This window comes from Parabacteroides distasonis ATCC 8503, assembly GCF_000012845.1.
GTDB classification, from domain to species: domain Bacteria; phylum Bacteroidota; class Bacteroidia; order Bacteroidales; family Tannerellaceae; genus Parabacteroides; species Parabacteroides distasonis.
In genome coordinates this window covers 1737807-1749882 of record NC_009615.1, presented here as the reverse complement: position 1 = coordinate 1749882, position 12076 = coordinate 1737807, and the positions used below count along the sequence as shown (strand labels likewise).

9 protein-coding genes are annotated in these 12076 nt (G+C 51.5%); all 9 read left to right on the top strand.

The window, feature by feature from the left end:
- Positions 1-83: 83 nt before the first annotated feature.
- The 9 genes from BDI_RS07470 (at position 84) to BDI_RS07430 (ending at position 12074) form a co-directional block, all read left to right on the top strand.
- Entirely contained in the window at positions 84-677 is a 594-nt protein-coding gene (locus BDI_RS07470) for a TetR/AcrR family transcriptional regulator (protein WP_011966477.1), read from the top strand.
- Between the two features lie 16 nt (positions 678-693).
- Positions 694-1638: a 3-oxoacyl-ACP synthase III family protein gene (locus BDI_RS07465; RefSeq protein ID WP_005855976.1), complete on the top strand. Its 945-nt coding sequence runs from the start codon at positions 694-696 to the stop codon at positions 1636-1638.
- 20 nt (positions 1639-1658) lie between these two features.
- The gene (fabG, locus tag BDI_RS07460) at positions 1659-2405 is read left to right on the top strand and encodes a 3-oxoacyl-[acyl-carrier-protein] reductase (RefSeq protein WP_005855977.1); all 747 of its coding nucleotides are present in this window, start codon (positions 1659-1661) and stop codon (positions 2403-2405) included.
- A gap of 1 nt (position 2406) precedes the next feature.
- Entirely contained in the window at positions 2407-3081 is a 675-nt protein-coding gene (locus tag BDI_RS07455; RefSeq protein WP_005855978.1) for an RluA family pseudouridine synthase, read from the top strand.
- Positions 3082-3360: 279 nt separating this feature from the next.
- Positions 3361-4527, top strand: a complete 1167-nt coding sequence (locus tag BDI_RS07450) for an efflux RND transporter periplasmic adaptor subunit (protein ID WP_005855980.1) — start codon at positions 3361-3363, stop codon at positions 4525-4527.
- Positions 4524-7688: an efflux RND transporter permease subunit gene (locus BDI_RS07445; protein ID WP_008780328.1), complete on the top strand. Its 3165-nt coding sequence runs from the start codon at positions 4524-4526 to the stop codon at positions 7686-7688. The genes BDI_RS07450 and BDI_RS07445 overlap by 4 nt, the downstream gene beginning before the upstream one ends.
- Positions 7685-9037, top strand: a complete 1353-nt coding sequence (locus BDI_RS07440; protein WP_011966475.1) for an efflux transporter outer membrane subunit — start codon at positions 7685-7687, stop codon at positions 9035-9037. The genes BDI_RS07445 and BDI_RS07440 overlap by 4 nt, the downstream gene beginning before the upstream one ends.
- Before the next feature lie 259 nt (positions 9038-9296).
- Entirely contained in the window at positions 9297-10229 is a 933-nt protein-coding gene (gene metA / locus BDI_RS07435; protein ID WP_005855991.1) for a homoserine O-acetyltransferase MetA, read from the top strand.
- Positions 10230-12074 carry a peptidase U32 family protein gene (locus tag BDI_RS07430; protein WP_009017823.1) on the top strand — a complete coding sequence of 615 codons (1845 nt, stop codon included), beginning with the start codon at positions 10230-10232 and terminating at the stop codon, positions 12072-12074.
- Positions 12075-12076: the final 2 nt, after the last annotated feature.

Here is a 12076-nt window from a genome sequence, read left to right as displayed (position 1 = left end):
TTGCAAGTTTTTTTTAATATACTTGGTAGATACGATCTTTTTTAAGTACTTTGCGCACAGTTTTAATCAAAATGTGCAATACAATGCCGATGACAGTTTCTAAAACACGTGACATGTTGGTGGATGTGGCCAGACAATTGTTTGCCCGCATGGGGGTTGATAACACGACGATGAACGATATTGCACAGGCATCTCGTAAGGGGAGACGTACGCTTTATACGTACTTTAAAAGCAAGAACGAGATCTATTTGGCGGTAGTGGAGTCGGAGCTGGACCAGCTTCATAAGATGCTGGTGGACGTGGCCAGCAAGGATCTGCCGGCGGACGAGAAGTTGCTGACGTTTATCTATAGCCGCTTGGACGCTGTAAAGGCGTTGGTATTTCGGAACGGTACGTTGCGAGCTACCTTCTTCCGTGATATATGGCGGGTGGAGAAGGTACGCAAGAGCTTCGACCTTCGGGAAGTGGAGATCATTAAGGGAATATTGGACGATGGCGTGAAGGAAGGTGTATTCAGCATGCCGGACACGGACATTACCGCCCTCGTGCTCCATCATGCCTTGAAAGGACTGGAGGTGCCCTATATCCGGGGGATCATGGGTGATAATATCAGCCAGCGGATTAAACGTAGAGACAATGTGATGAATTTAATATTCAACGGAATAAAGATTAAGTAAATCAAAGACACTAAGGATGTTTATTAATGCGACAGGGTTTTATGTGCCTGAAGAACGGGTAGATAACCAACATTTTCTTGAATTAAACGGGTTGACGAGTGAGTGGATTGAGCAACGGACGGGCATTCATACCCGCTCGAAAGCGAAAGAGGAAGAGAATATCAATACCATGAGCCTTGAGGCCGTGAAGGACGCTCTTCCCAAATTGCCTTACGATATCACGGAGGTAGACTTGATCGTCTCCGCTTCGTATTCTCCCTATGATACGGTTGCGACGGCCGCGCATACGGTTCAACATGAGTATACTATCGCTGACGCGAAAGCTTTATATCTATCCTCGGCTTGTTCTTCTTTCTTGAACGCCTTGGAGGTTGTGGAGGGATATTTCGCCATGGGGAAGGCTTCCAAGGCTTTGGTGCTTTCCGCTGATAAGAACTCCGCTTATTATAATGAGACAGACCCGAAGGCGGGCCATTTATGGGGTGATGCCGCCGCCGCTTTCTTTATCTCCAAGGAGCGGATCGGTGAGGGCGACGCCGAGATCGTAGAGGTTTACACGCAAGGTCTCGGCCATTTGTCGAAAGCGATGGAGGCGGTTCACTTGCGTCCTCGTGACGGCGGTATCTTGATGCCGGAGGGGCGTGACGTATTTATCCAAGCTTGTACCTATATGCCTAAGAATGTCCTTCATTTGTTGGAGAAGAACGGTTATACGCTGGATAACCTTACTTATTTCATCGGCCATCAGGCGAATATGCGTATCATGGCGAATATCGCCAAGCAATTGAACTTGCCGGACGAGAAATTTTTACACAATATCGAGGAGCTGGGAAATACGGGTTCCGTAAGCTCGGCCTTGGTATATGCCCAGAACGATAAGAATTTCAAGAAAGACGACTTGATCGCTATCACGGTATTCGGCGGTGGCTATTCAACGGGAGCTTGCTTGATTAAACATTGATATTAAAAAATTTGAGTAATATGAAACTATTAGAAGGTAAAGTGGCTGTCGTAACGGGTGCCGCTCGTGGTATTGGTAAGGCTATCGCCTTGAAGTTTGCCCAAGAGGGCGCTAACATCGCTTTCACGGATCTAGTGATCGATGAGAATGGCTTGGCTACACAGGCTGAGATCGAGGCCTTGGGTGTAAAGGCGAAAGGATACGCTTCCAACGCTGCTAACTTTGAGGAGACTCATAACGTCGTTGCCGAGATCGTGAAGGATTTCGGACGTATCGATATCTTGGTGAACAACGCCGGTATCACGAAAGACGGCTTGATGATGCGTATGAGCGAGGGACAATGGGACGCTGTGTTGAACGTGAACTTGAAGTCCGCTTTCAACTTTATCCACGCTTGTACCCCGGTCATGATGAAGCAACGTGCGGGTAGCATTATCAATATGTCTTCTGTCGTAGGTGTTCATGGCAACGCCGGACAAGCTAACTACTCCGCTTCCAAGGCCGGTATGATCGGCTTGGCTAAGTCTGTCGCTCAGGAGTTGGGTTCTCGTGGCATTCGTGCGAACGCTATCGCCCCGGGATTTATCATCACGGATATGACCGCTCAGTTGTCTGACGAGGTACGTGCCGAGTGGTGCAAGAAGATTCCTTTGCGCCGTGGCGGTACGGTGGAGGATGTGGCTAATATCGCTACCTTCTTGGCTTCGGATATGTCTTCTTATGTATCCGGACAGGTTATTCAGGTTGACGGCGGTATGAACATGTAATATGGAGGTTATTTACGAGGATAATCATATTATAGCGGTAGATAAGACCTGCCGTGAGATCGTACAAGGCGACAAGACGGGCGATAAGCCTCTCTCGGAGATGCTGAAGGTATGGCTGAAGGAGAAGTATTGCAAGCCCGGGAATGTCTTTGTCGGTGTCACGCACCGTCTGGATCGTCCGGTGAGCGGGGTCGTGATTTTCGCCAAGACGAGCAAGGCCCTCTCTCGCTTGAACGAGATGTTTCGTGTCGGTGAGGTGCGCAAGACGTATTGGGCGATCGTCAAGAACCGTCCCCCGCAGGATGAGGGTGAGTTGGTGGATTGGCTGGTGCGGAACGAGAAGCAAAATAAGAGTTACGCTTATGATACCGAGCGGCCGAATGCCAAGAAAGCCATCCTGCGTTATAAATTGATCGCCCATTCGGATAATTATTATCTGTTGGAGATCGATTTGAAGACGGGGCGGCACCATCAGATCCGCTGTCAGTTGGCGAAGATGGGATGTCCGATCAAGGGGGATCTGAAATATGGTTTCGATCGTTCCAATAAGGATGGGGGCATTAGCTTACACGCTCGTAGCGCGGAGTTTATCCATCCGGTTTCAAAAGAGAACGTGCGAATTGTCGCTCCCGTGCCGGATGATAATTTGTGGAAAGCGTTGTCGGTTGACCGATAATAATTGATATTGATAAAGATCTGATATATGTGGAATCCTTTCGGATGGAGAAAACGTTTCATTCGAAAGGATTTTGTTTTTAAAGTGTAGACTTACCCAGTAGGTGTGGATTTATTCCCCGGTTGGATACACCCTAATTTTAGTATAAATGTTAACATAAACGCTATACGATTTGTTATTAAGTGAAGTAATGTTAATTATCGGTCTCCTCGAGAAAAATGGAATGATTCTTTCTTTCTTTACATAACAAATGTGACATAAGTAATTTATATAGGTAGAATGAGCAGGAAAAGATTGGCAAAAGTACAGGTTATCTTGATAGCCCTTGTAGTAGCGATGACGGGTTGCCGCCATAAGGAAGAGCAGCAATTGCCCATCGTGATCGTAGACAAACCCTCAAAAGAAGACGTGCAGATTTATGGCGAGTACGTGGGACGTATCCGTGCCGCCAGCTTTGTCGAGGTACATGCCCGTGTGGAGGGATTCCTAGAGAAAATGTTGTTTGAGGAAGGTAAACGGGTGAAGCAGAATGAGCCCCTGTTTATGATTAATCCCGATAAATATCGTGCTAGAGTAGAGAAAGCGAAAGCCCAACTGAAGAAAAGCCAAGCCCAAGCGGCCAAGGCCCGGCGTGATGTGGAACGCCTGAAACCGTTGTACGAGCAACACGCCGCCAGCCAACTGGATTTGGATAACGCCACAGCCGCCCTGGAAGATGCCGAGGCGAATATCGCCATGAGCAAGGCGGATCTAGACCAAGCGGAGATGGAGCTGAGCTATACGGTGGTGACCTCGCCGCTGTCTGGGTATATCAGTGAGCGTTTCGTGGATGTGGGTGCTTTGGTGGGCCCGGGGGTCAATTCGAAATTGGCGGCTGTTGTGAAAAGTGACACGGTATTGGTCGATTTTAAGATGACCGCCTTGGATTACCTGCGTGCCGAGCGTCGTAACGTGAAGTTTGGCGAGCAGGATACGACCCGTTCTTGGCAGCCTACCGTGACGGTTACCTTGGCGGACGACTCGGAATACCCGGTAAAAGGTATCGTGGACTTCGCCGACCCGCTGGTGGACCCGAAGACCGGTACGTTTGGCGTTCGTGCGGAACTATCCAACCCGAACCAGAAATTATTGCCCGGACAGTTCACGAAGGTGAAGCTCCTGCTGGATGTCCGCGAGCGTTCGATCGTCGTTCCCCGGAAAGCCCTCTCGATCGAGAAAGGAGGTGCATTCATCTATATCATCCGTAGGGACGATATCGCCGAGAAGCGTTTCGTGCAGACCGGCCCGGAGATCGGCAACAAGGTCGTGATCGAACGGGGCTTGGGCGAGAACGAGCGAGTAGTGGTAGAAGGTTATCATAAATTGGTGCCGGGCGTGAAGGTACATGCGGTAGAGGCCGGCGACGAGAAGGCTATCCAAGCGCTTAGAGAGGAGGAAGAACAATGAAACCGGGATTCTTTATAGACCGTCCTGTCTTTTCGACCGTCTTATCGATACTGATCGTGATTGTCGGAATCATCGGACTGGCATTGTTGCCTGTGGACCAGTATCCGCAGATTACGCCCCCTGTAGTGAAGATCAGCGCCACGTATCCGGGAGCGAGCGCCTTGACGGTGTCTCAAGCGGTCGCTACCCCGATCGAGCAGGAGCTGAACGGTACGCCGGGTATGATCTATATGCAAAGTAGTAGCTCGAACTCGGGTAGCTTGAATATTACGGTGACCTTCGATGTATCCGCCGATGCGGACTTGGCGGCTGTCGAGATCCAGAACCGTGTGAAACTGGCCGAGAGCCGTTTGCCCGCCGAGGTGATCCAAAATGGTATCACGATCGAGAAGCAGGCTCCTAGCCAGCTGATGACCTTGAGCTTGATGTCCGACGATCCGAAGTTCGATGAGATCTATCTGAGTAATTTTGCCACGATCAACGTGTTGGACGTATTGCGCCGTATCCCGGGCGTAGGTCGTGTATCGAATATCGGTAGCCGTTATTACGGTATGCAGATCTGGGTATATCCGGATCGGTTGGCCAACATGGGATTGACGGTAAGTGATTTGCAAGATGCCTTGAAAGACCAGAACCGGGAGTCGGCGGCGGGCGAGCTGGGTAAGCAGCCCGTGCTGGATGTGGATGTCACCTTGCCTATCACGGCCCCGGGACGTTTGTCTACCGTGAAGGAGTTCGAGGATATCGTGGTGCGAGCAAACCCGGATGGCTCGATCGTCCGGATGAGCGACGTGGCCCGGGTATCGCTGGAGGCTTCCTCTTATTCTACGGAGAGTGGGATCAATGGGAAGAACGCCGCTATCTTGGGTATCTATATGTTGCCGGGGGCGAACGCTCTGGAGGTCGCCACGAAGGTGAAAGAGGCGATGAAGGATATCAGCAAGAACTTCCCGGAAGGCTTGGAGTATAATTTCCCGTTCGATATGACGGAGTATATCTCACAATCCGTGCACGAGGTGTATAAGACCTTGTTCGAGGCCCTTTTCTTGGTCGTTCTCGTAGTGTTCCTCTCGTTACAGAATTGGCGTGCGGCTTTGATCCCGACGATCGCCGTCCCGATCTCCTTGATCGGTACGTTCGGTTTCATGTTGATCTTCGGTTTCTCGTTGAATATGCTAACCTTGCTGGGATTGATCTTGGCGATCGGTATCGTGGTGGACGACGCTATCGTGGTGGTGGAGAACGTGGAGCGTATCATGGCCGAGGAGCGTGTGACTGCCCGTGAGGCTACGCATAAGGCGATGCGGGAATTGTCTGGTGCTTTGATCGCTACCTCCATGGTATTGGCTGCCGTGTTCGTGCCGGTGAGTTTCTTGGGGGGTATCACGGGGCAGCTGTACCGTCAGTTCTCTGTTACGATCGTGGTTTCCGTGCTGTTGTCCACGGTAGTGGCCTTGACGTTGAGCCCGGCGATGTGCGCCATCATCTTGCGTCCGTCTCATAAGAAGAAAGCGTTTATTTTCCGTAAGATCAATCTGTGGTTGGCGAAAGGAAATAAGAAATATACGAAGTTGTTGCGTATCTCTATCGCTAATCCCCGCCGTATCTTGGCAGGGTTCGGGATGGTACTGGTGGCCATCTTTGTCTTGAACCGGATGTTGCCTACCAGCTTTATCCCGGAGGAGGATCAAGGGTTCTTCACTGTAGAGCTGGAGATGCCCGAGGGTACTACCTTGGAACGTACACGTGCCGTAACCGACCGTGCGATCGAGTTCCTCGACCATCATCCGGCCGTGGCCTACGTACAGAATGTAACGGGTAGCAGTCCCCGTGTCGGTACGAACCAAGGGCGTGCCACGCTGACGGTGATCTTGAAACCGTGGGAAGAGCGTAAATCCTCCGGCATGAAGGTAGAGGACGTGATGGCCGATGCCCGCCGGGAATTCTACTATTACCCCGAGGCTAAGTCGTATGTGAACCGTCCACCGGTAATCCCGGGTTTGGGTGAGAGCGGTGGCTTGGAGATGCAGTTGGAGGCTAAGGGAGACGCTAGCTGGGATAATCTGGTAAGTGCCACGGATACTTTCCTGTATTACGCTTCGCAAGCGCCTGAGCTTCAAGGTGTGTCTTCCGCCATGCAGAGCGAGATCCCGCAGTTGTATTTCGACGTGGACCGTGATCAGGCGAAGTTCCTCGGCATCCCGTTGTCTGATATCTTCTCGACCATGAAGGCTTATCTAGGCTCCGTGTACGTGAACGACTTCAATATGTTCAACCGTATTTACCGTGTATATATCCAAGCGGAGGCGCCTTATCGGGCCACCCGGGATAATCTGGATTTGTTCTTCGTCCGCAGTAAGGATGGGGCGATGGTTCCATTGACTGCCTTGGGCACGACCCAATATACGACCGGTCCGGGAACGATCAAGCGTTTCAATATGTTCACCACGGCCTCGATCAACGCCGTAGCCGCTCCGGGATATAGTACGGGTGAGGCGATGGCTGCGATGGAACGGATCGCTAGGGAGCATCTGCCCGAGAATATCGGTCTGGAGTGGAGCGGTCTTTCCTATCAAGAGAAACAGGCCGGTGGGCAGACTGGTTTTGTCTTGGCGTTGGTCTTCTTGTTTGTCTTCTTGTTCTTGGCGGCTCAGTATGAGAGCTGGATCGTGCCGATCGCCGTATTGCTTTCCTTGCCGGTAGCTACGCTGGGCGCCTACTTGGGCATCTGGGCGACAGGGTTGGAGAACGATATTTATTATCAGATCGGTCTGGTAACCTTGATCGGTTTGGCGGCGAAGAACGCTATCTTGATCGTTGAGTTCGCCAAGGTACAGGTGGATAACGGGGTAGATGTGGTGAGAGCCGCTATCCATGCCGCCCAGATGCGTTTCCGCCCGATCTTGATGACCTCGTTGGCCTTCGTGTTGGGTATGCTTCCGATGGTGTTAGCCAGCGGACCGGGCTCAGCTTCCCGCCATAGTATCGGTACGGGCGTGTTCTTCGGTATGCTGGTGGCGATTACGGTAGGTATCGTGTTGGTTCCCTTCTTCTTTGTTTTGATCTATAAGATAAAGGGAAAGATGCGTATGGAACGTATCGCTCAAAAGAAAGAAGTGGTAACCTCTATTTTAAAGAGACACAAAAACGGAAAATTATGATGACAAAGAATTTCTATATAGCCGCTTTCGTCGTTTCTATGCTGGCGTTCTCTTCCTGCAAGATCGGAAAGCGGTACGTACGTCCGGAGTTGAACCTGCCGGACCGGATCGAGGCTTATACGGATACGACCGATACGGCATCCGTGGAGAATATCCCATGGGAGAGCCTTTACGCCGATGAGGCCTTGAAGGATCTGATCAGAAAGGCGCTGGATAATAATAAGGATATGAAGATCGCCGCCAAGCGGATCTCTTTCGCGAGTATGCTGCCGGAGGTGGGAGCGAATGTCTATGCGCAAAAGGAACGCTTGAATTATGGAGGGGATAACCCAAAGCCCGATCCAGAATTTGGGGCGAAGCTGACTTTGTCTTGGGAATTAGATTTATGGGGCAACCTTCGCTGGGCGAATGAGGCAGCCATCGCTTCCTATATGGAGACCGTGGAAGGACAACGTGCCTTGCGATTGACCATCATCGCCGAGGTTGCCGCCAATTATTATCAACTTTGCGCCTTGGACCAAGAGTTGTCGATCGTACAGCAAACTTTGGACGCACGCCGTGAGGGTGTTCGCTTGGCGAAGCTTCGCTATGAGGGCGGACTTACTTCCGAGACGGCTTACAACCAAGCCCAAGTGGAGTTGGCCCGTACCGAGACCTTGATCCCCTCGCTGGAGCGTCAGATCAAGATCAAGGAAAGCGACCTCAGCATGTTGTTGGGCGAGTATACGGATGATATCCCCCGTGGTCTTTCCTTGAGCGACCAGCACTTGCCGGATGCCTTACCGATCGGCTTACCGTCTTCTTTGCTGGAGCGCCGACCGGACATGCGTCAAGCGGAGTTTAAGCTTCGGGCGGCGAACGCTCAGGTAGGTGTGGCGCAAACGGACTTATTCCCGAAGATCCGTTTGACAAGTAATTACGGTTTCGAGAGCGATGAGTTAAGCAGCATCTTGAAGAGTCCGGCTGGTTTTATCGCCGGAAGCCTGTTGCAGCCGATCTTCGCCATGGGGAAGAACAAGGCGAAAGTGAAAGCGGCGAAGGCTCGTTACGAGCAAGAGGTCTATAGTTATGAAAAGAGCGTATTAGGCGCTTTCAAGGAGGTGAACAACGCTATCGTGACCGTCCGCAAGGTGAAGGAGATCCGTGCTTCCCGCATGAATCTGGAAGCCTCCGCCAGTAAATATCTGGAACTCGCCCAACTGCAATACATCAACGGTGTCATCAGCTACATGGACGTATTGGATGCCCAGCGTGGTTTGCTGGACGCCCAGATCGGTTTGAACAATGCCGTGCTGGATGAGTTGCTGTCGGTGGTATACCTGTATAAGGCTTTAGGGGGAGGGTTTTGATAGCGCACCCTCCTCATAGAGGAAACTATCTCAATGGAATATGCCCCGTAAATCAATGGAATCTACTTCGTGTTCCATTGATTTACGGGGCATATTCCATTTACTTTCTGATTGTGTATCCGAGTATGTCCTATATAACGACGAGATAGCCGCACAGGTATGCACGAGGAGGACAACCCGGTGATCATGGTGGCGAAGTATAAGCGATAATGAGAAAATTCTCATTATCTTTGCGCTCATATAAAATCAGAGATAGAAAATGCCATTAAATTTACAAAAGAACTTACCGGCTATCGAGCTGCTGAAGAAGGAACATATCTTCGTGATGGATTCCTTGCGTGCGTCGGAGCAGGATATCCGCCCCCTTCGGGTAGTCGTATTGAATTTGATGCCCCTTAAGATAACGACCGAGACGGACTTGGTTCGCCTCCTCAGTAATACACCCCTGCAAGTGGAACTTGATTTCATGAAGATCAAGGGACATACGCCGAAGAATACGCCCATCGAGCATATGCAAGAATTTTATAAGGATTTCGATGAGATGGCGGATGATTTCTACGACGGGATGATCGTGACGGGCGCTCCCGTGGAGCAGATGCCTTTCGAGGAAGTTAGTTATTGGGAGGAGATCACGCAGATATTCGATTGGGCCCGTACGCACGTTACCTCCACGCTCTATATCTGCTGGGCGGCGCAAGCGGGGCTATACCATTTCTATGGGGTGCCTAAATATGATTTGCCGGCCAAGATGTTCGGTGTCTTCCGTCATTCGCTCCGGGAACCGTTTGTTCCGATCTTCCGGGGGTTCGATGACGAGTTCTTCGTGCCTCATAGCCGTCATACCGAGATTCGCCGGGAGGATATCATGAAGGTGCCCGAGCTCACCTTATTGTCCGAGAGCGAGGAATCCGGCGTCTATATGGCGATGGCTCGTGGCGGACGGGAATTCTTCATCACCGGCCATTCCGAGTATTCGCCCTATACGCTGAATGATGAGTATATGCGTGATTTGGGGAAGGGATTGCCCATCAACAAGCCTCGTAATTATTACCGGAATAACGATCCGGCGCAAGGTCCGGTGGTACGTTGGCGGGGGCACGCGAACCTGCTGTTCACCAATTGGCTGAACTACTACGTATACCAAGAGACCCCGTTCCGCCGGGAAGATATTAAAAAACTAGGAAGCTTGTAAATGAGAAAAGAACCCCGTTCGATAGAACTGTTATCTCCCGCTAAGGATCTGATTTGCGGCAGGGAGGCGATTAACCATGGTGCCGATGCCGTGTATATCGGTGCCCCGAAGTTCGGAGCCCGTGCCGCTGCCGGTAATACGCTGGACGATATACGGCAGCTTTGCGATTACGCCCATCTCTATTCGGCTCGTATTTACGTGGCCTTGAACACTATCTTGAAAGAAGAGGAGCTGGCAGAGGCCGAGCAAATGATCTGGCAGCTTTACGAGGCCGGGGCAGATGCCTTGATCGTTCAAGACATGGGTATCACCCAGTTGAACCTTCCGCCCATCCCCTTGCACGCCAGTACGCAAACGGATAACCGTACGCCGGAGAAGGTGAGATTCCTGCAAGAGGCAGGTTTCACGCAAGTCGTATTGGCGAGAGAGCTATCACTGAACCAGATACGGGAGATCGCCGAGCGAACGACCGTGCCTCTGGAGGTCTTCGTGCACGGGGCGCTGTGCGTAAGCTATAGCGGCCAGTGTTACCTGAGCGCCGCCTTGAGCGGACGAAGCGCCAACCGGGGGGAATGCGCCCAGTATTGCCGCCTGCCTTATAGCTTGATCGATGCGGATGGGAAGGAGATCGTATCGGGTAAACATCTCCTATCCTTGAAAGATATGAACCGAGGGGAATACTTAGAGGAGCTGTTGGATGCCGGTGTCTCTTCCTTGAAGATCGAGGGTCGTTTGAAGGATGTATCTTACGTGAAAAACGTAACGGCTTGGTATCGGAAGAAACTGGACGCTATCTTGGCTCGTCGGCCGGAATACCGTCGTGCCTCGGCCGGGCATAGCACTTACACATTCCAGCCTGTGGCGGAGAAAAGCTTCAACCGGGGTTTCACGCCTTTCTTATGGAAGGAGCGCACGAAGGATATCACCAGCTTTGATACGCCTAAGTCCTTGGGTGAACCGGTGGGTACGGTGAAGGAACTGAAAGGAAACTCTTTCACGATCGCCGGACTGAAACAATTGAATAACGGAGACGGGCTTACCTTCTTCAACGAGAAAGGGGAGTTGGAGGGTTTCCGGGTAAACCGTGTGGAGGCGAACCGAATCTTTACGCTGGATCGCCCGGCGATCCGTCCGAAGATGCCTTTGTACCGGAATTTCGATCAAGAGTTTGATAAACTGCTATCCAAGCCATCCGCCGAGCGGAAACTCTCTGTCCGGATGGAATTTCAAGATAACGCCTTTGGCTTCACGTTAAGTATGGCGGACGAGACAGGAGCCCGTATCATGCTCACCAAGCCGTTCGAGAAAGAACCGGCCCGGAGGGAGCAGGCGGAGAATATCCGTACCCAGCTCTCTAAGTTGGGGAACACGCCTTTCGAGGCGGAGGAAGTTGCCGTGGCGATGTCCGATAACTGGTTTGTCCCTTCTTCTTTATTGGCCGAGATGCGTAGGCTAGGGGTGGAGAGGCTTATCTCTACCCGGCGGATTCGTTACCGCAGGGAAGAGGCTCGTCCGTTTAAGCCGTGTGTAGGCGAGACTCCGGAAGCCCCTTTCCCCGAGAAGTGTCTGACCTATTTAGGGAATGTATCCAATAGCAAGGCTGGTGCCTTTTATAAGGCGCATGGCGTGACTGCCGTGGAAGACGCTTTCGAGTTGTCTCCCCGGAAGGATGTCCCTTTGATGTTCACGAAACATTGCCTGCGGTACAGTATGGGATGGTGCCCTACTTACCAGAAGCAGAAGTCTCCCTATAAGGAGCCTTACTTCCTGCGCTATAAGGAAACGCTCTTGCGTTTGCGCTTCGACTGCAAGAATTGCCAGATGTTGATCTATGCGGAGGAATAACG